The 26,250-nt window shown below is 65.6% G+C and carries 24 protein-coding genes and 1 riboswitch; of the genes, 17 read left to right on the plus strand and 7 right to left on the minus strand.

Annotated elements, in window-relative coordinates; translation table 11 throughout:
* Positions 1–68 precede the first annotated feature (68 nt).
* The gene (locus CH296_RS04475) at positions 69–1,520 is read left to right on the plus strand and encodes an MFS transporter (protein ID WP_094684120.1); all 1,452 of its coding nucleotides are present in this window, start codon (positions 69–71) and stop codon (positions 1,518–1,520) included.
* Here the strand turns inward: CH296_RS04475 and CH296_RS04480 are convergent.
* Together CH296_RS04480 and CH296_RS04485 are read right to left on the minus strand one after the other, a co-directional pair.
* Positions 1,503–2,159, minus strand: coding sequence for a response regulator (locus tag CH296_RS04480; protein ID WP_032395957.1), 657 nt, complete (start codon positions 2,157–2,159; stop codon positions 1,503–1,505). The genes CH296_RS04475 and CH296_RS04480 overlap by 18 nt on opposite strands.
* On the minus strand, positions 2,156–3,820 hold the full coding sequence (locus CH296_RS04485; protein WP_094630418.1) for a sensor histidine kinase: 1,665 nt from the start codon (positions 3,818–3,820) through the stop codon (positions 2,156–2,158). Before CH296_RS04485 ends, CH296_RS04480 begins: the two co-directional genes overlap by 4 nt.
* Before the next feature lie 168 nt (positions 3,821–3,988).
* On the opposite strand from CH296_RS04485, the gene CH296_RS04490 reads away from it, so the two are divergent.
* From CH296_RS04490 to CH296_RS04500, 3 genes are read left to right on the plus strand one after another with little or no spacing between them, the layout of a single operon-like run.
* Positions 3,989–5,371: a CitMHS family transporter gene (locus CH296_RS04490; RefSeq protein ID WP_032395959.1), complete on the plus strand. Its 1,383-nt coding sequence runs from the start codon at positions 3,989–3,991 to the stop codon at positions 5,369–5,371.
* Between the two features lie 33 nt (positions 5,372–5,404).
* On the plus strand, positions 5,405–5,815 hold the full coding sequence (locus tag CH296_RS04495; RefSeq protein ID WP_068055827.1) for a universal stress protein: 411 nt from the start codon (positions 5,405–5,407) through the stop codon (positions 5,813–5,815).
* A complete protein-coding gene (locus CH296_RS04500) occupies positions 5,812–6,933 on the plus strand; it encodes an AbrB family transcriptional regulator (RefSeq protein WP_094684121.1) in 1,122 nt (373 codons plus the stop codon). The genes CH296_RS04495 and CH296_RS04500 overlap by 4 nt, the downstream gene beginning before the upstream one ends.
* Here CH296_RS04500 and CH296_RS04505 read toward each other — a convergent pair.
* Both CH296_RS04505 and CH296_RS04510 read right to left on the minus strand, forming a co-directional pair.
* Complete coding sequence (locus tag CH296_RS04505) at positions 6,913–8,298, minus strand: cell wall metabolism sensor histidine kinase WalK (protein WP_094684149.1); 1,386 nt, start codon at positions 8,296–8,298, stop codon at positions 6,913–6,915. The two genes, CH296_RS04500 and CH296_RS04505, sit on opposite strands and share 21 nt — an antisense overlap.
* A gap of 26 nt (positions 8,299–8,324) precedes the next feature.
* Positions 8,325–9,035 (minus strand): response regulator transcription factor, encoded by a 711-nt coding sequence (locus CH296_RS04510; protein ID WP_045200320.1) that lies wholly within the window; start codon positions 9,033–9,035, stop codon positions 8,325–8,327.
* A 135-nt stretch (positions 9,036–9,170) separates the two neighbouring features.
* Between CH296_RS04510 and CH296_RS04515 the strand changes: the two genes are divergently transcribed.
* From CH296_RS04515 to CH296_RS04550, 8 genes are all read left to right on the plus strand, one after another.
* The gene (locus tag CH296_RS04515) at positions 9,171–10,121 is read left to right on the plus strand and encodes a permease (protein WP_256980331.1); all 951 of its coding nucleotides are present in this window, start codon (positions 9,171–9,173) and stop codon (positions 10,119–10,121) included.
* Positions 10,118–10,855 (plus strand): TIGR03943 family protein, encoded by a 738-nt coding sequence (locus CH296_RS04520; RefSeq protein WP_094684123.1) that lies wholly within the window; start codon positions 10,118–10,120, stop codon positions 10,853–10,855. The genes CH296_RS04515 and CH296_RS04520 overlap by 4 nt, the downstream gene beginning before the upstream one ends.
* A gap of 36 nt (positions 10,856–10,891) precedes the next feature.
* Positions 10,892–10,954: riboswitch (guanidine-III (ykkC-III) riboswitch) on the plus strand.
* A gap of 12 nt (positions 10,955–10,966) precedes the next feature.
* On the plus strand, positions 10,967–11,281 hold the full coding sequence (locus tag CH296_RS04525; RefSeq protein ID WP_094684124.1) for a multidrug efflux SMR transporter: 315 nt from the start codon (positions 10,967–10,969) through the stop codon (positions 11,279–11,281).
* A gap of 32 nt (positions 11,282–11,313) precedes the next feature.
* Complete coding sequence (locus CH296_RS04530; RefSeq protein WP_037194493.1) at positions 11,314–12,117, plus strand: hypothetical protein; 804 nt, start codon at positions 11,314–11,316, stop codon at positions 12,115–12,117.
* Between the two features lie 196 nt (positions 12,118–12,313).
* On the plus strand, positions 12,314–13,450 hold the full coding sequence (chvE, locus tag CH296_RS04535) for a multiple monosaccharide ABC transporter substrate-binding protein (protein WP_032395966.1): 1,137 nt from the start codon (positions 12,314–12,316) through the stop codon (positions 13,448–13,450).
* A gap of 8 nt (positions 13,451–13,458) precedes the next feature.
* A complete protein-coding gene (gene mmsA / locus CH296_RS04540) occupies positions 13,459–14,997 on the plus strand; it encodes a multiple monosaccharide ABC transporter ATP-binding protein (RefSeq protein ID WP_094684150.1) in 1,539 nt (512 codons plus the stop codon).
* Positions 14,994–16,325, plus strand: coding sequence for a multiple monosaccharide ABC transporter permease (mmsB, locus tag CH296_RS04545; RefSeq protein ID WP_094656527.1), 1,332 nt, complete (start codon positions 14,994–14,996; stop codon positions 16,323–16,325). Before mmsA ends, mmsB begins: the two co-directional genes overlap by 4 nt.
* 75 nt (positions 16,326–16,400) lie before the next feature.
* Positions 16,401–17,411 (plus strand): LacI family DNA-binding transcriptional regulator, encoded by a 1,011-nt coding sequence (locus tag CH296_RS04550; RefSeq protein WP_045196742.1) that lies wholly within the window; start codon positions 16,401–16,403, stop codon positions 17,409–17,411.
* Positions 17,412–17,460: 49 nt separating this feature from the next.
* Here CH296_RS04550 and CH296_RS04555 read toward each other — a convergent pair whose 3' ends face one another.
* Positions 17,461–19,032 carry a CdaR family transcriptional regulator gene (locus CH296_RS04555; protein WP_094684125.1) on the minus strand — a complete coding sequence of 524 codons (1,572 nt, stop codon included), beginning with the start codon at positions 19,030–19,032 and terminating at the stop codon, positions 17,461–17,463.
* A gap of 99 nt (positions 19,033–19,131) precedes the next feature.
* On the opposite strand from CH296_RS04555, the gene pruA reads away from it, so the two are divergent.
* The 3 genes from pruA to CH296_RS04570 all read left to right on the plus strand — a co-directional run bounded on the left by pruA (position 19,132) and on the right by CH296_RS04570 (position 22,127).
* Positions 19,132–20,781 carry an L-glutamate gamma-semialdehyde dehydrogenase gene (pruA, locus tag CH296_RS04560; RefSeq protein ID WP_094684126.1) on the plus strand — a complete coding sequence of 550 codons (1,650 nt, stop codon included), beginning with the start codon at positions 19,132–19,134 and terminating at the stop codon, positions 20,779–20,781.
* The gene (locus CH296_RS04565) at positions 20,778–21,722 is read left to right on the plus strand and encodes a proline dehydrogenase family protein (RefSeq protein ID WP_094630408.1); all 945 of its coding nucleotides are present in this window, start codon (positions 20,778–20,780) and stop codon (positions 21,720–21,722) included. Before pruA ends, CH296_RS04565 begins: the two co-directional genes overlap by 4 nt.
* Positions 21,723–21,938: 216 nt before the next feature.
* A complete protein-coding gene (locus tag CH296_RS04570) occupies positions 21,939–22,127 on the plus strand; it encodes a hypothetical protein (RefSeq protein ID WP_094684127.1) in 189 nt (62 codons plus the stop codon).
* Positions 22,128–22,293: 166 nt separating this feature from the next.
* Here CH296_RS04570 and CH296_RS04575 read toward each other — a convergent pair whose 3' ends face one another.
* On the minus strand, positions 22,294–22,632 hold the full coding sequence (locus tag CH296_RS04575; protein WP_230596842.1) for an STAS domain-containing protein: 339 nt from the start codon (positions 22,630–22,632) through the stop codon (positions 22,294–22,296).
* A gap of 279 nt (positions 22,633–22,911) precedes the next feature.
* Positions 22,912–23,391 (minus strand): MarR family winged helix-turn-helix transcriptional regulator, encoded by a 480-nt coding sequence (locus tag CH296_RS04580; RefSeq protein ID WP_045196752.1) that lies wholly within the window; start codon positions 23,389–23,391, stop codon positions 22,912–22,914.
* 148 nt (positions 23,392–23,539) lie between these two features.
* Between CH296_RS04580 and CH296_RS04585 the strand changes: the two genes are divergently transcribed.
* Both CH296_RS04585 and CH296_RS04590 read left to right on the plus strand, forming a co-directional pair.
* A complete protein-coding gene (locus CH296_RS04585) occupies positions 23,540–25,603 on the plus strand; it encodes an MMPL family transporter (protein WP_373557269.1) in 2,064 nt (687 codons plus the stop codon).
* A complete protein-coding gene (locus tag CH296_RS04590; RefSeq protein ID WP_094645761.1) occupies positions 25,603–26,232 on the plus strand; it encodes a lipocalin family protein in 630 nt (209 codons plus the stop codon). The genes CH296_RS04585 and CH296_RS04590 overlap by 1 nt, the downstream gene beginning before the upstream one ends.
* The last annotated feature ends 18 nt before the right edge of the window (positions 26,233–26,250 follow it).

A 26,250-nucleotide genomic window follows, 5' to 3' on the forward strand; every position in this document is an offset into this window, starting at 1 on the left:
ATAGTACAGTCTGTTGACCGAACCAAGTTGGGCGTTTACAGTTCGATCACCAGACCAAAAGGACGACGATGACCGACGCTGCACCCTCGCCCGTCAGCACCGACAACAGCACCCGCGCGCTCACCATCGCAGCGCTGGGCACCCTGCTGACTCTGATGGCGTTCACCGCACCACTCGCCACGATCAACAGCACCGCCGCGGACTTGATGTCCGACGCAGCAGGACGCACCTGGATTCTCAGCTCGATGAGCATCGGCCTCGCTGCCGCCCTGCTCACCACCGGTACCGTCGCCGACGACTTCGGCCGTCGACGCACCTTCGCACTCGGTGCGGCGGTGCTGGCCGTCGGTGCGATCGTCTGCGCCGTCTCTCCCGACACTCTGATCTTCGTCCTCGCCCGCATCCTGCAGGGTCTCGGCGGCGCGGCCGTCATCGCGTCGAGCCTGGGGATCATCGCGCACACTCACCCGGCCGGTCCGGTGCGCGCGAAGGCGAGCGGGGTGTGGGGCGCGAGCGTGGGTGCAGGCATCGCTCTCGGTCCGCTGCTCGCCGCCGTACTCGATCGCTGGGCGAGTTGGCGTGAGGCCTACGTGGTTCTCGCGGTTGCCACGGTCGCATTGGCCGTCGCCGCGCATGTGCTCGTCGAAGAATCCAGGTCCGACGCCCCGCGTGGCCTCGATCCGGTCGGTGCGCTGCTGTTGGCCACGGGCGTCGCCGCGTTGCTGGCCGCGCTGGTCGAGGGCAGGCAGGGCTGGATCGCCGTCACTCCGATCGTGCTCTTCGTCCTCGCGGCCCTGCTACTGTCCGCGTTCGTGGTCCTCGAATTGCGCGGTGCCACTGCGATGCTCGATCTGACACTCTTCCGGCACCCACCCTTTCTGGCCGCCACGGTCGCCGCGCTGGCCACCGGCGGCGGCATCATCGCCCTGATGTCGTACATGCCCGGATTCCTCGGAACCGTGCTGGGAATCGATGCGCTCGGTGCCGCCCTGCTGCTGTTCGGGTGGTCGGCCACGTCCGTGGTCACCGCCCTGCTCGCCCGCAGGCTGCCCGCATCGATGAGCGGTCGGACGCAACTCGCCGTCGGTCTGGTCGGCGTCGCGATCGGCATGGTGATGCTCACGGGGTTGTCCGAGAACGCATCCTGGCCGCGACTGCTGCCGGGACTGCTCGTGGCAGGAGTCGCCAGCGGGATACTCAACGCCGCCCTCGGACGCGAGGCCGTGGCCAGCGTGCCCACCGGACGCGGCGGCATGGGCAGCGGTGCCAACAACACCGCGCGCTACGTCGGCTCCGCCATCGGAGTCACCGTCGTTGCGGTGGTGGCCGTTCCGGCCGGCGGGAGTGGAGCCCGCGGAATGACCCAATTTGCGGGCAGTGGAGCCCGCGGAATGACCCAATCGATCAGCAGCCACAGCTTGACTGCGCTGACCGAAGGGTGGAACACCGCAGCTCTGGTCACCGCGGCAATTTCCGTGTGCGGAGCCGTGGTCGTGGCGGTCTCACGCTCCCGGCGGTAGCGAGTACTCCTGCTCCGGCCTGCCGGTCGACCCATAGCGCAGCTGCATGCGCAGTCGACCCTTGGACACGAGGGTGGCCAGGTAACGCTGCGCGGTCGCACGTGAAATGCCGATGGCCGCAGCAACTTCACCCGCGGACATCGGATCGGCGGTCGCGCGCACGGCGTCGAGCACCAGATCACGGGTGACGGACTGCGAGGACGGCAGCGGTGCCGCCGCGCGCGGACGCAACGCGTCGAGTCCGCTGTCGATGTCGGCCTGGCTCAGCTCGTCCGAACGGTCGAGAGCGCCGCGGTACGTCCGGTATCCGGAGAGGCGATCGACCAACGCCGAGCGCGGAAACGGTTTGATCAGATACGTCCAGGCACCCGCGGCCAACGCCGATCGAACGGTCTGCTGATCCGCCGCCGCGGAGAGCACCACGGCGTCGCACTCGAGTTCGCGCACCAGGTCGATTCCCGATCCGTCGGGCAGATAGACGTCGACCAGCGCCAGATCGAACGCCTGCGTCGACGCCAACTCGCGCGCCTGGGCGATGCTCGTCGCCACCGCGGCCACCTCGTAGTCGGCCAGCGAATTCACCAGTGCCGCATGTAGATCCGCGACTCGGAAATCGTCGTCCACCACCAGTACTCTCATTGCGACACCTCGTCGGTCAGTAGTGCGTCCGGGATCGACGCGATGAACACTGCGCCTCCTCGTTCGTTCTCGTCGGTGATCTGCCCACCGACATCGGCCAGCGTCACGTCGCCGCCGCGGGTACGTGCGATCTGCCGACTCAGCGCCAATCCCACCCCTCGGCCGCCCGGCGAGTCCGCCGTCGACTTGGTCGAGACTCCCTCCACGAACACCTGATCGACTTCCAGATCCACACCGTCGCCGGAATCGACGACCACGATGTGCAGGGTCGAACCGTCCTGCACCAGTTCCACTTCCACCTCGGCGGGCCTGCGGACTCCCAGCCTGGCAGCATCGATCGCATTGTCGACGAGGTTGCCCAGCACAGTCGTCACGTCGACGGGGACGGCCACCTCTCCCCCGACCCAGGTGTTCTCGCCCAACACCATTCGCACCCCGCTCTCACGCGCGTGCGCGGCTTTCGCGGTCAGGAACGAACGCAGATAGGCGTCGGACAGCGCATCGATACCCTCGACGGTTTCCGATCTCGGCCCCACGCCGAGTATCTCGTCGATGTACTGCGACGCACGATCCGGGTGGCCCTCGTGCAGCAGTCCGCTGACCAGATGCATTCGGTTCGCGAACTCGTGGCGCTGGGCGCGCAGTACGGCGGACATCGACTGCACCGCGTCGAGTTGACGCGTCAGCGTCTCGACGTCCGTTCGGTCACGCACGGTCAGCACCGTACCCAGATTGCGATTGTCACGCAGCACTTTTCGAGCGGCTGCGACGACCACGACCTCGTTCACCGCCGCGAGTACGGGTTCGGCCGTCGGAGATTCGATGACCTCGAGCAGTCTCGGAGTCAGACCGATGTCCTCGATCCGCATCCCCGGCTTACCGTCGATCGAGAGCAACGAGCGCGCTTCGTCGTTGACGACCGTGACGACGCCGTTCGGATCGATGGCGACCACGCCCTCGCCGATGCCGTGCAGCACGGCCTCCTGTTCACGCACCAATTCGGCGAGCTCCTCCGGCTCGAGCCCCAGCGTCAGTCGTTTCCACCTGCGCGCCAACAGGGTCGAGCCGGCCAGCCCGAGCAACAGCACGGCACCGGTCACCAACCCGCCGTTGACCAGATCCTTCACCAGCTCGGTACGCACGGCCGTGGTCGATATGCCCACGCTCACTTCGCCGACCACCACGTCGGTCGAACCGAGCGCCAGCACAGGCACTTTCGCGCGTACGGAGTCGCCGAGGGTGCCGCGCTCCTGCTCGACCACCTCGTTGCCCGCCAGCGCACCGGATGGATCGGTACTCACCCGCTGGCCCAACACGGTCGGATCGGGGTGCGCCAAGCGAAGACCGCGATCGTCGGTGATGACGACGAACAGGGCGTCGGTGCGGGTGCGGGCACCCTCGGCCGCGCGCTGCAAGGCCCCGCCCGCCAGCACTCCCGCGGGCGCGGCGTCGGTGCCTGCGGTGTCGACTGCCGAGAACTGCTCGACGAGCGAGCGCACCTCCGGGTCCGACGCCACCGTCCGGGCGACCGCGAGCGCGCGCTCGCCGTACTCCTCGCTCGCCTGCCTGCCGCTGCTGATCGCGAACACCCCGAACGCCACAGCCAGGGCCACCGCCACCAGCGCTGCCTGCAACAACAGCACCTGGGTCCTCAATCGCACTCGTTCAGGCTATGCGTCGGGCGGGCTCGAGCACAATGCGCAAAAGGCTCTTTACGTTGCTTGCGCGGGTAGTGCGCACAACGGCGACCATGTGATGCCGGTTACGTAACTTCAGTCACACACGCAGTCCAACCGGACCCACCTCACACATTCGAGAAGGAGTGCACGATGTTGGTGATACTCGGCTTCCTCATGGTAGCCGCCTTCATGTTCTTGATCCTGACCAAGAGAGCCACGCCCGTCGTCGCACTCACCCTCGTACCCGTCATCTTCGGTCTGCTGGCCGGCGCAGGGCTCGGCATCGGTGACATGATCACCGACGGCATCAAGTCGCTGGCCCCCACCGCGGCCCTGCTGTTCTTCGCCATCATCTTCTTCGGCATCATGATCGACGTCGGACTGTTCGACCCACTGGTGCGCGGCATTCTGCGCCTGGTGCGCAACGATCCGATGAAACTCGTTGTCGGAACGGCCATTCTGGCCATGGTCGTCTCGCTCGACGGTGACGGCTCCACCACGTTCATCATCGTCACGTCCGCCCTGTTGCCGCTGTATCTCAAACTCGGTGTCAGCCCGGTCATTCTGACGGTCGTCGCCGGTCTCGCCAACGGCACGATGAACATCATTCCGTGGGGCGGCCCGACGGTTCGCGCTGCTTCCGCTCTCGGCATCTCCCCGTCCGACGTGTTCGTTCCGATGGTTCCTTCCATGATCGTCGGCCTGATCATCGTGCTGCTCTTCGCCGTTCACCTGGGCATCATGGAGCGCCGACGCATCGGCAAGCTGATCTACGAGCCCGAGTTGGTGGCCTCCGGTGGCGGCGGCAGTATCCGCAAGGGTGGCAAGGCAACCGGCGGTGCAGGCACCGGCGGATCGGACGACGGCGAATCGGGTCAGTTCTTCGACGGTCTCGACCCCAACCGCGACACCCTGCGCCCGAAGCTGCTGTGGTTCAACGCTGCTCTGACGGTCATCCTCCTCGTCATCCTCGTCATGGACATCCTGCCCATCCCGGTGCTGTTCATGATCGCTGCCTCCATTGCCCTGACGGTCAACTTCCCCAAGGTCAAGGAGCAGGGCGACGCGATCGCACGGCACTCGTCGTCCATCGTCTCGGTGGTAGCCATGGTGCTCGCCGCGGCAATTCTGACCGGCGTCTTCCAGGGCACCGGCATGGTCGAGGCCATGGCGGAGTGGCTGCTCAACGTCATCCCGTCCGGCATGGGCCCGTACCTGGCCGTCATCACCGGCATCCTGAGCATCCCGCTGACGTTCTTCATGACCAACGACGCCTTCTACTTCGGCATCCTGCCGGTGCTGACCGAGACCGCAGGCAAGTACGGCATCGACCCGGTCGAGATGGCCCGTGCGTCGATCACCGGTCAGCCCGTCCACCTGCAGAGCCCGCTGGTTCCGGCCATCCTGCTGCTGGTCACCCTCGCCGGAGTGTCACTGGCCGATCACCACAAGAAGGTGCTGTGGCGAGCGGTGGTCGTCTCCCTCGCGATGCTTGCCGTCGGCATCGTCCTCGGCCAGATCCCGTTCGGCTGATCCCCCACCCCATCTCGCGTAGGAGAAACCGTCATGACTGTTGGCGTACTGCACAACAATTCGCCCGAGGGCCGCGCAGCACTGGCGGCAGCCGTTCGAGAAGCACGCATCCGCGAGACGGACCTGGTCGTCCTGCACGCACTCTCCGGATCGGCCGAACCGTCCGCCGAGGCCGCCGAGACGCAGGCCGTGTCCACGTCGGTGGAGACCGCGCTGGCCGATATCGACCACGCCGACGCGGTCTCCTGGACCGTGGCAGTGGGTCGGCCCGACCCCGACGCCGTCAACACGCTGCTGACCCTGGTGGAAGAACAGAAGTCGGAGATCCTGGTGGTGGGCTCGCGGCACCGCTCGGCGGTCGGAAAGTTCCTGATGGGACAGACCATTCAGCGTCTGCTCCTCGAGATCCCGGTCCCGGTTCTGCTGGTCAAGTCCGGAGCATGAGTGCTCCGACACCGATGAGACGAGTACTGGGGTACAGCCTCCGATGGATCGGCCTCGCGGCCGTATCCGTCGGGGGCTGGGCCCTTTTCGCGACTCTGGGTCTGACGGCACCGTCACTGTTCGCCGCACTTGTCGTCGCCGTGGTCTTCGCGCTGACCGGCCTCGGTCCGGCTGCCGTCCCCCGTCCGGCATCGATGGCGGCGCAGGGCACACTGGCGGTGACGATCGGGTTGATGCTCGACACCGACACCCTGGGTGCGTTGGGCGAGAACTGGATTCCCGCAGTTCTCGTCGGTGCGGGGACACTGGTCGTCAGTGCAGGCTGCGGCGCGCTGCTGGCTCTGCATCGCGACGTCGACCCGGTCACCGGAGCGCTGTCCCTGATTGCCGGTGGCGCAACGGGTCTGGTGTCCATCGCCCGAGAACTCGGCGGGGACGAGCGCATCGTCGCGGTGGTCCAGTACCTACGCGTCGCACTCGTGGTGGTCACGATGCCGCTGATCGTCACGTTCGCGTTCCATACCGACACCGGTGGTGGGACAGCGTCGTCCGAGCAGTCGACGACGCCCTGGTACATCGGTACGGCCTTTCTGATCGCTGCCGTCATCGCCGGAATCGTTCTCGCTCGGATCATCCGACTGCCCGCGCCCGCCACCCTCGGACCACTGATCGTCGCCGGCACCTGCGAACTGCTCGGCTGGCCGGTCGACATCTCGGTACCCGCCGTGCTGCTGCCGGTGGCGTTCATCGTCATCGGATGGCAGGCGGGGCTCGCCTTCACCGTCTCCAGTCTGCGGGCGATCGGTCGGATCTTCCCGTGGGCTGCTCTGCTGGTCGTATCGATCGGGGTGATCTGCGCACTGTTCGGCTGGGCACTGTCTGCGATCACCGGAGTCAGCATGCTCACCGGCTACCTCGCGACCACGCCCGGTGGATTGGCCGCCGTGCTGGCCGTGTCCGCGACGACGGGATCGGACGTCACCTTCGTCGCGTGCGTTCAGGTGATTCGGTTGGTGTCGATGCTCGTCGCCGCGCCACTCGCCGCAGCCGCGTACACGAAGCTGGCCGACCGCAAGAAGGGCGCAACGGCACGCGAATCAACCGTCGGCGCGGGGTAATTCGACTCGGAAGGTCGCGCCCTGCCCCGGGGCGCTCTGCACTGTCACAGTTCCGCTGTGCGCCGCTACCAGGGCCGCCACGATCGACAGACCGAGCCCGCTGCCCCCGCTCTCGCGTGTGCGCGAGGAGTCGGCTCGATAGAAGCGCTCGAAGACGTGCGCGGCCTCTTCCTTGCCCAGACCGGGTCCGGTGTCCTGTACTTCGAGCAGCACCGACGACTGGGTGGTCCCGACGCACACGGTGATCGACGCGGATTCCGGCGTGTGCCGTACGGCGTTTCCGACGAGGTTCGCGAGCACCTGACGCAGCCGCGCGTCGTCGCCGCGGACTTCGGGTATTCCCGGCCCCGCCAACACTTTCAGGGAGATGTCCCGCGTGGGCGAGACGGCCTTGGCGTCGTGCACCGCATCGGCGGCGACGGTCAGCAGGTCGACGCGCCGCATGTCCAGAGGTCGTTGCGCGTCGAGGCGCGCGAGCATCAACAGGTCTTCGACGAGCAGGCCCATGCGCGCCGACTCGCCCTCGATTCGATTCATCAGCAACGAGATGTCGCTCATCGCACCCTGTCGGTACAGCTCGGCGAACCCGCGAATGGTCGTCAGCGGTGTTCGTAATTCGTGGCTGGCATCGGCGACGAAGCGGCGCATTCGATCCTCGGATGCGCGCGCGGCCTCCTCGGAGGCGGCAGTGGCCGCGAACGCACGCTGAATCTGCGAGAGCATGCCGTTCAGCGCCGCCGACAACCGGCCCACCTCGGTCTTCTCACTCCACTCGGGAACTCGACGGTGGAGGTCTCCGGCGGCGATGGCCGCGGCAGTGGTCTCCACCTCACGCAACGGTCGCAGGCTGCGCCGCACCACGAAGTAGGCGATCACGGCCAGTGCCAGCAACACGGCTGCGCCGATGTAGAACTGGAGTACCACCAGTCTGCTGACGGTCTGCTGATTGGCGCTGAGCGACATTCCGACGGTGGTGGAGCCCTCGCTGTTCGTCACCGTGATCACCCGCCACTGCTTCGACGGGTCGCCCTCGGAACCGACGGTTTTCGGGGCCGCCGACGGCGTGCCCGACAGATCCGGAACATCCTCTGTCACATCGTTGATCGGGCCGCGCACGGTACCGTCGTCGGCGACGAAACGAACGTAGAAGTTGGACGGCGGGCGACTTGGATTGGGCTCGTCGACCGGGAAGGGCGGGCGTTCGTTACCCGGCCTGGCCCAGCCCACGGACGCCTCGATCAGTTGTTGATCGAGACGACGCATCAACGACGTCTCGAGCGAGGAGGTCACGGCAATCCCCGACGCCAACAGGCCGAGACCGACCAGGAGCAACAGCGCGGCGACCAAGGTGAAGCGCAGCGGCAGACTTCGAATCCGACCTCGAATGCCCGTCACCGTGGCTGGCGCATGACGTAGCCGACGCCCCGCAACGTGTGGATCAATCGGGTGTCGCCCGTATCGACCTTGCGGCGCAGATAGGACACGTAGGACTCCACCACTCCCACTTCTCCGCCGAAGTCGTAGTGCCACACGTGATCGAGAATTCGCGGCTTGCTCAGTACGGTTCCCGCGTTGACCATGAAGTACCGCAGCAGTGTGAATTCGGTGGGCGAGAGCGAGACCGGCTCTCCCGCCTTCCAGACCTCGTGGGTGTCGTCGTCGAGTTCGATGTCCGCGAACGCAACTCGGGAGGGCTGCGCGTCCTCGCTTTTGCCCGAACGGCGCAGGATCACCCGGAGTCGGGCCACCACCTCCTCGAGCGAGAACGGCTTGGTCACGTAGTCGTCCGCACCGAGGGTCAGCCCGGTCACCTTGTCCTCCACGGAGTCTCGTGCGGTCAAGAACAGTGCGGGCGCATCGATTCCGTCCGCCCGCAGCCGACGCAGCAGACCGAAGCCGTCCATGCCGGGCATCATCACGTCGAGAATGAGAGCCTCTGGCCTGAAGTTGCGGGCCTTGTCCAATGCCTCGGGGCCGGACGACGCCGTCGCCACCTCGAATCCCTGGTACCTGAGGCTGACCGACAGCAGTTCGACGATTGTCGGTTCGTCGTCGACGATCAGGACTCGGGCCTCGGGTGTCTCGCTCACGGTGTCCATCATCGCGCGAGATGCTGCCCGTTCGCTGGACTCTCGCTGTGAGGTTGCTGTGAGCCCCCGACGAGGAGGCATGATGGCAGCACCATGGTCGACGCGAACCCGGGCACCCGCACCAGGGTTCGGTCTCCCGTGTCATCCATGCACGTATTCGCAACTCTGCTCGTGTTGGGCATCGCGTTCGGTGCCGACGTGGCCCGGTGGGTCGACTCGTCCCCTGCACTAAGGACCGGAGCGACGGTGTTCACCGGGATCTTCGTGCAGGCGACGCCGTTCCTGGTGCTCGGAGTGCTCGTCAGCGGAGGCATCGCCGCGTTCGTCTCGCCCGCGGTGCTGCAGAAGGTGGTGCCGAAGAACGCCACCGCTGCCGTCGGAGTGAGCGGACTTGCGGGAATGGCGTTGCCCGGTTGTGAGTGCGGTGCCGTTCCCGTTTCGCGCCGGCTGATGGATCAGGGTGTTCCGACGTCTGCAGCCTTGGCGTTTCTGCTCTCGGCACCGGCGATCAACCCCGTCGTCCTGGTCTCCACTGCGGTGGCCTTCCCCGGCGAGCCGGCGATGGTTCTCGCGCGGTTCTTCGGCTCACTCGCCACCGCTCTGGTGATGGGCTGGCTGTGGACCAGGTTCGGCAAGGCCGAGTGGATCACCGCTCGGCTCGCCGATCGTGAACACCGCCACGGAAACTCGAAGTGGGAGACGTTCCGCGAGTCGGCGCGCGCGGACCTGCTGCAGGCCGGAGCTTTTCTCGTGTTCGGAGCAGCGGCCGCCGCCTTGCTGCATCTGGTGGTTCCGGACTGGGTGTTCGACCATCTCGCCGGTCAGTTGCTGCTGTCGATCCTGGTGATGGCCGTGCTCGCGGTGATTCTCGCGCTGTGCTCGGAGGCCGACGCATTCGTCGCGGCGAGCATGTCGATGCTGCCGCTGCTGCCGCGGCTGGTCTTCCTGGTGGTGGGACCTGCGGTCGACGTGAAGTTGATGGCGATGCAGGCCGGAAGCTTCGGACGCGGCTTCGTGGCTCGCTTCGCCCCGCTGACGTTCATCGTCGCGATCGTGTGCGCCTCGGTGAGCGGCTACGCGTTCCTGGGGGCCCGATGAAACGCGAGGTGCAGAATCTGCTGCTCCTGCTTCTCGGCGGAGCCACGGTCAAGATCTCGGTGGACGGCACCTTTGTGCGATACGTCAAACCGTCGCTGCATCCGTATCTGCTGACCGCCGGGGTGTTGATCGTCGCCCTGGCGATCGCGTCGATCGTCGCCGACATCCGCCGCGGTGGGCCCGCGGGCGACGGACACGATCATGATTCGCGTCCGTACTGGCTGCTCCTGGTCCCACTCGCGGTCATCCTGTTCGTCGCACCGCCCGCGCTGGGAGTCTCGGCCGTCGGCGAGCGATCCGTCACCTCGTCGGCCGATCGTCAGAGGACAGCGTTTCCACCGTTGCCGAACGAGCGCGCGCCCGAGGTTCCTCTGCTCGACGCCGTGCAACGCGCGGTCAGGGACACCGAAGGCAGCCTCGACGGACGGGAGATTCGCGTCACCGGATTCGCCGTCGCCACCGCGAACGGAGGCTCGCCGCGCGCCGACGGAACGAGAGAAGGCCTCGACCTCGCCCGCATTCTCATCATCTGTTGCGCGGCCGACGCCAGGTCCGTTCGCATCCACCTCGATGCAGGTAGCGCAGCTCTCGACGACATTCCTGACGGCACCTGGCTGCAGATTTCGGGAACCGTGGACGCTGCAACGGCGACGGAGGACACCGCGTTCACACCCACGATGACGGTGTCGACGGTCGAGCGAATCGAAGCTCCGGCGAACACGTACGCCTACTGACGCCATGGCCACCGTGCACACGAATTGGTACGATCGTACAAGTCACTTCCGGCAATCGGACGAGCGCACCGTACCCGAACAGCGACAAGACGGTGCAAGGAGTGATTTCTCATGGCTTGGCTGATTCTCGTCGTCTCCGGCGTCCTCGAAGCGATCTGGGCAACCGCACTCGGCAAGTCCGAGGGCTTCACCAAACTCGGACCGTCCGTCGTCTTCGGCATCGCGGTGGTGCTCAGCATGATCGGACTCGCGATCGCGATGCGATCGTTGCCCACCGGCACCGCCTACGCCGTCTGGGTGGGAATCGGTGCCACCCTCACCGTCACGTACGCCATGATCACCGGTGCCGAATCCGCCTCGCTGCTCAAGGTTGCGCTTCTGGTCGGCATCGTCGGATGCGTCGTCGGACTGAAGGTTCTTCACTGATTTTCCGGGCTACGAGCAGTTACAGTAAAACGATGAACTGGGTGTCAGCGATCACACTGCCCGCGCGCGCCGGAATTGCCATCGCCGAACAGGCGATCGGCGTCGCGGAGGTCGCTCTGGCGACCACCAGGATGGCCTTGGCCACCGGTGCGTCGGGCACCGCAGGTGTCGCCTCGCTCGCCAACCCGCGCGGCGGCACGATGCAACTGCTGGCCCAGCTCGGCCAGCTCACCTCCGACGACCGCGCCCTGGGCAACGCCCTCAAGGAAGGCGGGCCACTCGATCGCCTGCTCGCCCAGGGTGGCGTCGTGGACCGCCTCACCTCCGAGGACGGCACCCTCGAGCGGCTGCTGTCCCCTGGCGGCCCGGTCGAGCGAATCCTGGCTCCCGGCGGACCCCTGGACCGGCTGCTCGCCGAGGACGGACCGCTCGAACGACTGCTCGCCGAGGGCGGTCTGCTGGACCGCATCACCGCCACCAACGGACCGCTGGAAAGACTGACGGCCAAGGACGGTCCGCTCGAGGTGCTCACGCGTCAGGACGGCCTCATCGAACGCGCCATCGCCGAGGAGGGCATCCTCGAAACGCTCCTCGCCGAGGACGGAGCCATCGAGCGTCTGACCGCCAAGGGTGGCCCGCTCGATCAGTTGGTCAAGCTCTCGGAGACGTTGACGTCGGTGGCCCCCAACATCGAGCGGATGAGCATCTCGATCGACATCCTGCAGGATTCCGTCGAGATCCTCTCGGCCGCGGTACATCCGCTGGGAGAGCTGGTCGGCCGACTCCCAAGTCGCTGGCTCAAGAGCGGCAAGCAGTCGGTGCACGAACTGCACTGACCCGTCCCACGGGTACGTCCCAGGCGTTCTCGGGTCGGCCGATGTTAGCGCTCACACTGGTCACGTGGGTGCGAAAAAGAAATCTTTGACAATGCCGATGTTATCGCTCACACTTTCGTCTTGATGTGATGCGAACCACACGGGACACCCCGGCGGACCCCGCTTCACGGTCTACTCCACTACGCAGGGAGAAACGATGAAGTTTCGACACCTATCCATCGCCGCAGCCGCGGTGGCGCTCACCCTCACGCTCGGCGCGTGTGGATCGAGCACCAAGACCGCGGACCAGGCTCCGGCCGAAGGCGGAAGCACGGCGGGCGCCCTGATCGGCGTCACGATGCCGACGAAGTCCTCGGCTCGATGGATCGCCGACGGCGACAACCTCAAGAGCGCGCTGGAGGGGCAGGGCTACAAGGTCGATCTGCAGTACGCCGAGAACGACATTCCCACCCAGGTGAACCAGATCGAGAACCAGATCACCCAGGGCGCAAAGCTTCTCATCGTGGCCTCCGTGGACGGCACCGCCATCACCACCCAGCTGCAGGAAGCAAAGGACAACGGCATCGGCGTCATCGCCTACGACCGCCTCATCCGTAACTCGCCCAACGTCGACTACTACGCGACGTTCGACAACTACAAGGTCGGCGTCGACCAGGCCACGTCACTTCTCGTCGGTCTCGGCCTGAAGAACGAGGACGGCACCGACAAGGCCGATGCCCCGGCCGGCCCGTTGAACATCGAGGTCTTCGCCGGTTCGCCCGACGACAACAACGCCACCTTCTTCTTCGACGGTGCCATGGACACCCTGAAGCCGTACCTGGACAAGGGAACTCTGAAGATCGGCAGCGGCGAGTCCGATTTCGAGACGGCTGCGACACTGCGCTGGGATCCGGCCACCGCCCAGAAGCGCATGGAGGATCTGCTCACCAAGACGTATTCCTCCGGCCAGAAGGTGCAGGGCGTGCTCTCGCCGTACGACGGCTTGTCCATCGGCATCCTCTCCGCACTCAAGAGCAACGGATACGGAACAGCAGGGCAGCCGTACCCGATCGTCACCGGACAGGACGCCGAGGTGCCGTCCGTGAAGTCCATCATCGCCGGTGAGCAGTACTCCACGATCTACAAGGACACCCGTCAGCTGGCCGAGGTCACGATCGCGATGGCTCAGGCCATGCTCGACGGTCAGACGCCCGAGACCAACAACACCACCGATTACGACAACGGCGACAAGGTCGTTCCCGCGTACCTGCTGCAGCCCGAGATCGTCTACAAGGACAACTACGAGAAGCTGCTGGTCGAGGGTGGCTACTACACCGAGGATCAGTTGAAGTGAGTTCGGCGATGACGAGCCCGATCCTGGAGATGCGTGGCATCACCAAGACCTTTCCCGGCGTCAAGGCTCTACAGGACGTCACTCTCTCGGTGAATCGCGGCGAAATCCACGCGATCTGCGGCGAGAACGGCGCAGGCAAGTCGACGCTCATGAAGGTGTTGTCGGGTGTGTACCCACACGACACCTTCGACGGCGACATCGTGTTCGACGGTAGGCCGTGCGAGTTCTCCGACATCCGGGGCAGCGAGGCCGAGGGCATCGTCATCATCCATCAGGAACTCGCACTGAGTCCGTACCTCTCGATCGCCGAGAACATCTTTCTCGGCAACGAGCGGTCCAAGCGCGGGTTCATCGACTGGAACCGCACCAATTCCGAGGCCGCAGCCCTACTGAACCGGGTAGGGCTGCGGGAGAACCCCGTCAGCGTCGTCAGCGATCTCGGTGTCGGCAAGCAGCAGCTCGTCGAGATCGCCAAGGCGTTGTCCAAGGACGTGACGCTGCTGATTCTCGACGAACCGACTGCGGCACTGAACGATTCGGATTCCGCTCACCTCCTCGACCTGCTACGCGGTCTGCGGGACGAGGGCATCACGTGCGTGATCATCTCGCACAAGCTCAACGAGATCGCGGCCATCGCGGACCGGACGACGATCATCCGTGACGGCCGGACCATCAAGACCCTGGATATGCGAGACCCGGACGTCACCGAGGATCGCATCATCTCGCTCATGGTCGGCCGCGATCTCGAGCACCGGTTTCCGCCGCACGAATCGACCGTGGGAGAGGAAGTTCTGCGTATCGAGGACTGGACCGTGCACAGTCCGACGCAACACGGCCGGACCGTTGTCGACAAGGCGAATCTCAGTCTGCGCCGCGGGGAGATCGTCGGTCTTGCCGGCTTGATGGGTGCCGGACGCACCGAGTTGGCCATGAGCGTCTTCGGCCGAAGCTACGGCATCGACATCTCGGGGCGACTGTACAAGTACGGCAAGGAAATTCACGTCAAGTCGGTCAACGATGCCATCCATCACGGGATCGCCTACGCCACCGAGGACCGAAAGCGGTACGGCCTCAATCTGATCGACGACATCAAGCGCAACATCTCCACCGCCGCCCTGGACAAGCTGGTGACGGGAGGCTTCGTCGACGACAACCAGGAGTTCAAGGTCGCCGAGGGTTTCCGCAAGAGCATGAACATCAAGGCACCGAACGTGGCCGCCGTGGTCGGCAAACTCTCCGGCGGCAATCAGCAGAAGGTCGTGTTGAGCAAATGGATCTTCAGCGATCCCGACGTGCTCATTCTCGACGAACCGACACGAGGAATCGACGTCGGCGCGAAGTTCGAAATCTATTCGATCATCAACGATCTCGCCGACGCCGGGAAGGCGGTCCTGGTGATCTCCTCCGAGCTCCCCGAACTGCTCGGGCTGTGCGACCGGATCTACGCACTGTCGGCAGGCCGTATCACCGGTGAGGTCACTCGCGAGGACGCGACCCAGGAATCGCTCATGCATCTCATGACCCGTGGAACAGGAGTACTTCGATGAATCAGTTGTCGACCGTGCGGGGGTTGCTCACGCGCAACCTTCGCCAGAGCGGAATCTTCATCGCCTTCGCGCTGATCATCGTGCTGTTCACCGTGCTGACGGGCGGTCAGCTTCTGGTGCCGCAGAACATCAGCAACATGGTGGTGCAGAACTCGTACATCCTCATCCTGGCCATCGGCATGGTCGTGATCATCATCGCGGGCCACATCGACCTGTCCGTCGGCTCGGTCGTCGCGGCCACCGGTGCCATCGCCGGTGTCCTCATGGTTCAACAGAACGTGCCGTGGCCACTGGCGGTGCTCATCACGTTGATCGTCGGCGGCCTGATCGGTGCCTGGCAGGGCTATTGGGTCGCGTACTTCGGCATACCGGCGTTCATCGTGACGCTGGCAGGCATGCTCGTCTTCCGCGCAGTCACTCTCATCGTTCTCGGCAACCAGGGCATCGGGCCGTTCCCCGGACCGGTACGCACACTGTCCAACGGCTTCCTGCCCGGCTTCCTCGGCAACGTGGGACTCGGACCACTGGGTGGGGCCGACATCTTCACGTTGCTCGTCGCCATTGTGGCCGTCGTCGGAATCGTGTTCAGCCAGTGGCGATCTCGCACGGGTCGGCAGAAGTACGGCCAGACCGTGGACGCACTGCCGCTGTTCCTGATCAAGATGGCCTTCGCTGCCGCTCTCGTACTCGCCATCGCGGTGCAGCTGGCGCGGTTCAAGAACCTGCCGTACGTACTGATCCTGCTCGCCGTGCTGGTGATGGGCTACTCCACCCTCGCGGGCAAGACGGTGTTCGGTCGGCACGTGTACGCGATCGGCGGCAACATCCACGCTGCCTCGCTGTCCGGAATCAAGGTCAAGCCGGTCACCTTCTGGATCTTCGTCAACATGGGCGTGCTCTCGGCCCTGGCCGGAATCATCTTCGCCGGTCGACTCAACCAGGCCGGACCCACCGCGGGCAACGGCTTCGAGCTCGACGCCATCGCGGCGGCCTTCATCGGCGGCGCGGCAGTACAGGGCGGCGTCGGCCGCATCGTCGGCGCACTCACCGGTGGGCTGATCATCGCCGTGATCAACAGTGGAATGTCGCTCATCGGCTCGCCCAGTGAGCGCGTTCAGCTGGTCAAGGGCCTGGTCCTGCTCGCGGCGGTTGCGTTCGACATCTGGACCAAGCGTCGAGCAGCGAGCGGCAAGGGCAACAAGGGCGACAAAGCCGCGCCCCCGAGCAGCTATCTCGGTGTGCCCGTGCCCGCCGAGATGTTCACCGGTGCCGAGCAGGGCAAGCCTGCGCCCACCACGACCGGCACGGCGGTGAACACACCCACCTGACGTGCATGTTCGCGGGCGCCGAGGGACCCGGCATGCTGTGATTGTCTTCGACGACGCGAGAGGAGCTGCACGACGATGACGCCGACACGCGGACCAGCCATGACCGATGTCGCCCGGCTCGCAGGTGTGTCCCACCAGACCGTCTCCCGCGTCATCAACGGTCATCCCAACGTGACCGAGGCGACGCGAACGAAAGTGGATCGGGCGATCTCGGAGCTCGGATACCGCCCCAACACCGCCGCTCGTGCTCTGGTGACCGGCCGCAGCAAGACCATCGGAATCGTCGGCACCGGAAACGCTCTGTACGGCCCGGTCTCGACGCTCTACAGCGTCGAGTACGCAGCACGCCACGCCGGCTACTCGGTGGTGGTCGCCGTCCCCACCTCCTTCGACGAATCGGCGATCATCACCTGCGTGCGCCGGTTGCAGAAGCAGGGCGTCGACGGCGTGGTCGTCATCGCGCCACTGCGCACCGACGGCGGCGACATCGCCGATCTGGCCGGGGAGCTGCCGCTGGTGGCCGTCGAGGGTTCGCCCGCCGGCGATCTGGCCGTGGTCTCGGTCGATCAGATCGCCGGAGCCAAGGCCGCAACCGCGCACCTGCTCTCGCTCGGGCACCGCGCCGTGTGGCACGTTGCCGGGCCGCTGGGGTGGTACGAGGCCACCGATCGCGTCACCGGGTGGCGGATGGCCCACGAGGATGCCGGCGTGGAGCCACCGCCCACTCTCGGCGGCGACTGGACCGCGAGATCGGGGTTCGAGGCCGGCAGCGAACTGGCCGGGAACGCCGACGTTACCGCGGTGTTCGCAGGCAACGACTCCATGGCGCTCGGGGTGCTTCGCGCACTGGACGTCCACGGCAGGCGAGTACCGCAGGACGTCAGTGTGGTCGGCTTCGACGACGTTCCCGACGCGGAATTCTTCTCGCCGCCCCTGACCACCATCCGCCAGGAGTTCACCGACGTCGGCATCCGGAGCGTCGAGATTCTGCTCGACCAGATCGACACCGGAAACCGCAGCACCATGCGTTCGAGCATCGAACCGAGCCTGGTGATCAGGTCGAGCACCGGTGCCGCACGTGCATGAAAATTCGTAGCCTGCTACGAATTTCCGCTCACGTGCGGCGAAGCCGCTCTCACATGCGCAGCTGCAGTTCCACCAGCAAGCGCGCATCGGAGTCGCCGAGATCGAGGTCCAGAATCTGCTCGACGCGTCGAATGCGGTAGCGCAGGGTGTTCGGATGAATGTGCAGTCGCTCGGCGGCAGCCCGAACGTCGCCGAAGCACCCCAGGTACGACACGAGACTCTCGCGCATTCTGGAGTCGTTGGTCGCGTCGTATCGGTCGAGGGCGGCGATGCGCGGGTCCCGCAGCTGTTCGTGACTGGCGATCAGTTCCACGATTTCGCCCAGCAACACAGACGTTCTCGACTCCTCCAGCGTCGTGACGCGCACTTCTCCGGTGGTGCCGTCGAGCACTCGGTCGACCTCGAATCTGGCCACGGCAACCCCGTCGAGATCGGCGATCGGTGCGGCGACCGCAGCGCGCAACGCCAGCGAGGTACGCGTCTCGATTCGCCCGACGGCATCGGCGGTCCACGCCGCGATCCCGGTGCCCGACGCCACCCCGGGAAACAGTGCGTAGATTCTCTCACCGATGGTGGTGACCAACGAGTCACGGCGAAAAGCGCTGGCGTGCAATCGGACAGACGGTGCCAGGGCGCTGATCTCGAATTCCCCGCAGGCAGCGAATCCGACGACCGCCGCCGATCCCGAGGTGGGGATCGACAGTGCCGACGCGAGCGACGGGACGTCGACACCGCCGCCCCTGGCCCCGAGCAGGCGCTGAATCTGCAGGGCCTCGTTGGTCGGGGCGTTCGCGATGCGGGTGATCAGCCGAGCCGCGACGGCCGAGGCACCGCGAAGTACCGCGTCCGCGTCGGCGGCGAGCGGGGTGGCACCCTCCTGCACCCAGATCGTCCCGAGAGTCGTTGGGCTGCCGGATATCCGACGGATTCCGACGGCGAGGCGTCGACGAATTCCCAGTTCGGTATCGGCCGGTACGTCGATCACGTCATCGGTGCGGCGGAGTCGATCGAACACGCCTCGCTCGTGCAGTCTACGGAGGTAGTCGGCCGGACCTTCGCGTCCGAGGATCGACAGGGTCCGCAGTTCGTCGGCCGCGTCGTCGGATGCCGAGTACGCCAACACATGTGAGCGCTCGTCCTCGATGCTCACCATGCCCTTCGTCAGCGACGCCACCGTCTGCGCGAGTTCGTAGAGGTCCGTGTCGGCTCCCAATGTTCCGTCGTCGGGACCGTGCGACCGCACCTGATCGAGCACTCCCCGCATCATCGACAGCAGCAGCTCCCATCGTGTCTGCTGGTGCACCGCGATCAATGCGATACCTGTCTCCCGCGCTCCGTGGGACAGCGCAGTCGAGCCGGCAACCTTGGTCAGCACCGCGAGCGGTCGGTCCGCGACCGGGCGCAACGCGAGATCGTCGAACCACCGCACCACATCGGCCTCGGTCACACCCACCAGCAGCGTCAGATCGGAGGACGTTCCCGGAGGCAGCCGCAGGTCGTCGGCGTCGAGCAGCGCGACGGACTCGACTGCCATGTCCGTTCCTGCCGGTGCGAGGACCAGTTCGACGACGGCGCTGTGCAGCGACGTCAGCATCGAACGCAGCGACACCGTATTGGCCATACGGACAAGTAGATCACGAATTCTTTGGCCGACGGGCTGATTGAACGACGTGCGGATCGGACTTCAATGAGCAGCACACACCGAAGACGAGGAGCAGCCATGGACGCCGTCACATCCGTCCCCACCCCCACCAACGAGCCGGTCAACACCTACGCCCCGGGGAGCCCGGAACGGGCCCGCTTGCGCAGCCGTCTGGACGAGCTCCGGAGTTCCCCCGTGGAGATCCGTCAGGTCATCGGCGGCGTTCACCGACAGGCTGACGGCCCGGTCGAGAACGTCGTCGAACCGCACAAGCACTCGTCGATCATCGGCAGCTTCACCGGTGCCACCCACCAGGATGTGCGCGACGCCGTCGATGCTGCGACGGCAGCGGCCCCCGCGTGGCGCGAGCTTCCCTTCGACGAGCGCGCCGCGGTGTTCCTGCGAGCCGCCGATCTGCTGTCCGGTCCGTGGCGCGAAAGAATCGCTGCGGCAACGATGCTCGGTCAGTCCAAGTCGGCCTACCAGGCGGAGATCGACGCACCCTGCGAGCTGATCGACTTCTGGCGGTTCAACGTCGCGTTCGCCCGGCAGATTCTCGCCGAGCAGCCGGTCTCGGCTCCGGGAGTGTGGAATCGCGTCGAATACCGTCCGCTCGAGGGCTTCGTCTACGCCATCACCCCGTTCAACTTCACCGCCATCGCAGGCAATCTGCCCACCGCACCTGCGCTGATGGGCAACACCGTGCTGTGGAAGCCCTCGCCCACGCAGGCCGTCGCCGCGTATCTGACGCTCCAGTTGCTCGAAGCCGCAGGCCTTCCGCCGGGGGTGATCAATCTGGTTCTCGGTGACGGACCGATGGTCTCCGACGTGGCCCTTGCCGATCCACGGCTGGCCGGTATCCATTTCACCGGGTCCACCGCGACATTCCAGACGCTGTGGCGCGAGGTGGGCAACAACATCTCGAACTACCACTCGTATCCACGGCTCGTGGGTGAGACCGGCGGCAAGGACTTCGTCGTCGCGCACAGCTCCGCCGATCCGGATGTGCTGACCACCGCCATGATTCGCGGTGCCTTCGACTTCCAGGGTCAGAAGTGCTCGGCAGCGTCGAGGGCCTTCGTACCGAAGTCGCTGTGGGCCTCGATGGGCGACGGGTTCATCGAGCAGGTCTCGGCACTGAAGTACGGCGACGTGACCGACCTGTCCAACTACGGCGGTGCCGTCATCGACCGAAAGGCGTTCGACCGCAACGCAGCTGCTCTCGATCGAGCGAAGTCCGTTCCCGGCCTGACCATCGCCGCCGGTGGTACCTGCGACGACTCGGAGGGGTACTTCGTCTCCCCCACGGTGCTTCTCGGGGACGACCCCACCGACGAGGCCTTCACCACCGAGTACTTCGGGCCGATCCTGGCCGTGCACGTCTACGACGACAGCAGGCCGGACGCCTATGCCGAGACACTGCGCACCGTCGACACCGGATCGAAGTACGCGTTGACCGGAGCGGTCATCGCCACCGATCGCACCGCCGTCGAACAGGCCCATGCGGCACTGCGATTCGCCGCAGGCAACTTCTACGTCAACGACAAACCGACCGGCGCGGTGGTGGGACAGCAACCGTTCGGCGGGGCCCGCGCGTCGGGAACCAACGACAAGGCGGGTTCACCGCAGAACCTGCTGCGGTGGACCTCGGCCCGCACCGTGAAGGAAACGTTCGTCCCGCCGACCACTCACGGCTACCCGCATCAGGAAGGCGAGGGCACGCGATGACCACCCTGCTGAGCAATCCGCTGCGTCCGGCCCTGCTCGCGGCCGCACGTTCACCCAAACTGCAGGCGACCGTGACACGTCTACGCGCCACCCGGTCCCTCGTCGACCGCTTCGTTGCGGGCGAATCCGAGCCCGCGGCCGTCAGCGCAGTCGACGCCCTGCTGGCGTCGGGCCGGTTCGTCTCGGTGGACTACCTCGGTGAGGACACCACCGACCGAGGCCAGGCGAAGGCAACCGTGGACGCCTATCTCTCACTTGTACAACGCTTTTCGACGCGAGAAGCCGACGCAACCGCGCTCGAGATTTCACTCAAGCTGTCTGCACTCGGCCAGGGAATCGACCGAACTCTGGCGCTCGAGAACGCACGGACGATCTGTACGGCCGCGGCCGCGGCCGGGGTGTGGGTGACGGTCGATGCCGAGGACCACACCACCACCGATTCGACCCTGTCGATCGTCCGGGAACTACGCGTCGACTTCCCCGACCTGGGCACGGTGTTGCAGGCCTACCTGCGGCGCACCGAGGCCGACTGCCACGACCTGTCCGGGCCGAGATCTCGTATCCGACTGTGCAAAGGTGCGTACAACGAACCGTCGTCGGTGGCGTTCCAGGGTGCACGCGAGGTCTCCGACTCCTACCTCCGATGCCTGCAGATCCTGATGTACGGCCGCGGCTACCCCATGGTGGCCTCGCACGACCCGGAGATGATCGAGGCGGCGGACAGGCTGGCGTCGGCTGCAGGACGATCGTCCGAGGAGTTCGAGTTCCAGATGCTGTACGGAATCCGCGATCCCGAACAGCGTCGACTCGTGGACGCGGGACGCAAAGTACGCGTGTACGTACCGTACGGATCGCAGTGGTACGGCTACTTCATGCGCAGGCTTGCCGAACGCCCCGCGAACCTGATGTTCTTCGCGCGATCGGTGCTCTCGCGCACCTGAGGGTGCACCGAAGAACTCACTCACCGCACCACCCGGTCGCCGCACCACCCGGTCCCCGCAAACGCGCGCGCGTTTGTCATCCGCGCGCAGAATCTCATCGTTTCGGAGGCGATTCCGCGCGCATTCGACGAATGCGCGCGCGTGTGCGGATCCCAGGAGTCGGCCACTGCGTCCCGACGTGGATTAGGTTCTGCGACATCGGGGCACCCTGGCTGCATGGCAAATTACAGAGTTATCGATCCGCACGGAACCGTCGTCGAGACCAAGGACATCGCCAGTTCCGAGGACGCGCACTCCTGGTTCAAGGACAGCCGCGCCGACAACGAGGAGTTGGGGTGGCGGCTCGAGGTCGAGCACGACGGCGAGTGGGCGTTCTTCAGTGACTCCGAAGGAACCAAAGACTAGTTCGCCTGTGCTGCAACAGTTTCGGACGATCCCGAACTTCGGTCACACCGTCGATCGGGGTCGTCCGATCTGTCAGTCGGGTGGTGCGATCGGGGGCCGAACGAACAGTGGGCAGCCCCTGAATCGGAGCTGCCCACCTCTTGTCGCGGCGATGATCGCCGGAGTACTACCGGTCGTTCGAGGGACGAGCCGTCGGAATCGTGGACTCGAGGTCGGCGACCTGGATCAGACGTGAGACCGAGCGTCCTGCGACGATCGACCATGATGCGCCGATGCCTACCGTGTACTCACGGACTGCATCGAAGACTGTGAGACCTGCGATGCCGAAGAATTCGACATCGGACAGATCGAGGGTGACATGCCTTTTGCTGGACATGCGGCTGCAGACGAAATCGGAGAACATCGGCGCGCTGCGCATGTCGATGTCGCCGTGGACGGCGACGACGAGTGAACCGTCGGGGCCGTCGTGCGCGGTGAAGATTGCTCCGGTCGCTGCGACGGACACGGACTTCTCCGCGACAGTCACCGGGGTGGTTCGAACTTTGTTGCCTGAAGATTCAACACTCATGGCAGATCCCATCGATCGGTCGAACTGAGGGGGAAACCGATCGATGCAGCGGGAGCAGAATAGAGCCTGACCCGGACGCCGACTTCGCTGCGTTTCCCCGTGACCGGCTGTTAGCTCAACCAGCGCCAACCCTACGGCACTCGCACGCTCGGAGTCCAGCATCGATTCTGCGCAGGCCGTCCACCAGCGGTTCGAACATCGGACCAGGAACATTCGCTACGATCGGCGGCTGTCTCCCAGGTCGGCGTGGTGTTCTCGCATGGCTCCGATGAGCGCTTCGAACACCCGATGCGCGGCGGCGAGATCGGCGTCGGGAAGGTCCGCCAACGCGGCGCTCGTGCGCCTGCCGAGGGGGCCGAAGAACCCGCGTGCAACCTCCATTCCGTGCTCGTCGTATCGCAGAATGACCTTGCGTCGATCGGATGCGTCGGATTCGCGGCGGATGTGCCCGGAGGTGATCATGCGTTCGACGAGGTAGGTCATCGCCGCCGACGACAGCCCCAACATCGTGCCCAGTTCCCCCGCCGTCAGCGGCGCACCCTCGACATCGGCAACCATGACGTGGAGCAGCGCGCGGAAGTCGTTGGGCCGCAGGCTGTGCAGAGCACCGAACACTTGGCCGATCTGTTCCGAGACCGACGACAGCGCTCGGAGATCCGCGGAGATCGCGGATTCGAGCTGGTTTCGGTCGGCCATGTCGGTGGTAACTCCTTCGCTGTGGTCATGGTCAGACTACTGCCCACAAGAGATTCAGTTGCTTAATATCTAAGTAAATGAGATTGTTTGTCACGTGGACAGCACTCGAACCGAGAACACCGCAGCCTGGGACCGCGTCGCCGCAGTCGTGACGCACCGTGGATCGTGGGCGATCGCGCTCGCCGTCCTCGTTCTGTCCGTCGCCGTGATGGGTCTGGTCGGCAGCAACGACTCCGCCGGCCAGTCACCGAACTCGTTGCCGACGTCGGCCGAGTCCTACCAGGTGGACGAGCTCCTCTCCCAGTTCCCCGACTCCGACACCGCACCCGTCATTCTGGTTCTGAGCCGCACAGACGGCGGTGACCTCACACCGGCCGACATCGAGGACGCAGCTGCCGCGCAGAGCCGGTTGATCGCCGTGGATCGCTCGGTACCGGACGAGCCCGGCCCGCCCCCGATCGTCGCACCCGACGGCAAAGCTGCGATTGCGCTGGTTCAGGTCGATTCCGAGTTGTCGGGCTTCACCCTCAACGAACTGATCACCGAACTGCGGTCCGCAGCAACCGAGGGCCTGTCGCCCGATCTGACCGCTCAGGTCACCGGCGGACCGGCCTTCGGAGCCGACATCGCGAACTCGTTCTCCGGTGCCAACTTCACCCTTCTTGCCGTTACCGCGCTCGTGGTGGCCGTCCTGCTCATCGTCACCTACCGATCGCCCATCCTGTGGTTGGTGCCGTTGGCCGTCATCGGTTTCGCAGACCGATTCGCCACTACCGTCGGCACCGCGCTGGCCGAGGTCACCGGTCTGTCCTTCGACGGGTCCACGTCGGGCATCACCAGCGTGCTGGTCTTCGGTGCCGGCACCAACTATGCGCTGCTGTTGATCTCTCGGTACCGCGAGGAACTGCGGCGCGAGCCCGATCATCGGCTCGCCCTGCGCCACGCCGTTCGCCATGCCGGGCCCGCCATCCTCGCCAGCAACGCCACCGTCGTCCTGGCGCTGCTGACCTTGCTCCTGGCAATATTGCCCAGCACCCGCAGCCTGGGTGCCCTGGCCGCCGCAGGCCTCGTCGTGGCAGCGGTGTTCGTGCTGTTCGTACTGCCGCCCCTGCTGGCACTGTGTGGCCCGAAGCTGTTCTGGCCCTTCGTCCCCAAGGAGTCCGACCGTGACACCACCACGGAGGGCGTCTGGCACTCGATCGCGGCAGGTGTTGCCCGACGCCCCGTGGCGACGGCCTCGGTGACCATCGTCGCGCTGCTGGCCTGCTGCGCGGCCTTGTTCGGAACGCAGATCGGACTCTCGCAGACCGAGCAGTTCCGTGTCACCGCCGAGTCCGTCGAAGGCTTCGACACTCTCTCGCAACACTTTCCGGCCGGATCCGCCGATCCGATGACGGTCCTGGCTCCCACCGCAGACATCGACGCAGTCATCGGCACCGCCCAGGGCATCGACGGTGTCGTGTCGGTCGATCGCGTCGCGGATTCCGACACCGGACTCACCCGCCTCTCGGTCGTCACCGATGCGGCCCCCGCGTCCGAAGAGTCGTTCGCGGTGGTCGAGAACCTTCGCTCGGCACTCGGCAACGTCGACGGAGCCCGAGTGGGCGGCAGCGACGCCAAGGCACTCGACACCTCCGACGCAGCGGCCCGCGACCGCCTCGTGGTGATTCCCGCGATCCTCGCGGTCGTGCTCGCTGTGCTCCTGGTACTGCTGCGTGCCCTCGTCGCACCCGTGATCCTGGTTGCCACAACGGTATTGAGTGCGGTAGCAGCGATCGGGATCGGCAGCTGGGTGAGCCTGCACGTCTTCGGCTTCCCCGCCCTCGACGACAACACCCCGCTGTTCGCGTTCCTGTTCCTGGTCGCGCTCGGTGTGGACTACACCATCTTCCTGGTCACTCGTACCCGCGAGGAGACGCCTCGGCACGGCACCGGATCGGCCATCGTGCGCGCCGTCTCGGCCACCGGCGGTGTCATCACGAGCGCGGGAATCGTTCTGGCAGCAGTCTTCTGCGTGCTCGGCGTCCTGCCCCTGATCACCCTGACCCAACTCGGCATCATCGTCGGACTCGGCATTCTGCTCGATACCTTCGTGGTGCGCACCGTCGTGATTCCCGCCCTGTTCACCCTCATCGGCCCGAAAATCTGGTGGCCGAACAGAATCGATTCCAGCGAGACCGTAACCACAACCGCAACACAAGGAGCGAATTGATGAACATCCGTACCGCACTCGGACGCACCGCAATTGCCGGAGCATTGGCCGCAGGCGCACTGCTGACCGCGGCTCCGGCTCAGGCGCAGCCGGTCGGTCCACTGGGATCGGTCGGCCTGGAGCCGCTGGCTCCGATCCCGTCACTCGATGTCGAGCGCTACCTGGGCACCTGGAACCAGGTTGCCGCGGTGCCACAGCCGTTCAACCTGATCTGTGCTCGTGACACCCAGGCGAACTACCAGATGATCGACGAAACCAACATTCGCGTCGAGAACACCTGCACCACCTGGACCGGCGGCGAGAACCGCATCGTCGGAAACGCCAGGGTCAACGACACCGTCACCAATGCTCAACTGCACGTGAGCTTCCCGGGGGTGCCCACCCAGGAGAGCCTCGACGGTCCGACCAACTACATCGTCGCCTACATTGCCGACGACTACTCGTGGGCGTTCGTCGGAAGCCCCAACCGCACGTCCGGATTCGTGCTCAAGCGCACGCCCGACGTCAGCGTCGAGCAGTTCCGCGAGATCCGCGGAGTCGTCGAATCGCTGGGTTACGACTCGAACTTCATCACCACGACACCCACGCCGGGCGGCGCGACGACCATTCAGCAGCTCTCGACGGTGTAAGTGCGGCGGAGCCGCAGT

This window comes from Rhodococcus sp. 14-2496-1d (genome assembly GCF_002259365.1).
Classification (GTDB): Bacteria; Actinomycetota; Actinomycetes; order Mycobacteriales; family Mycobacteriaceae; genus Rhodococcoides.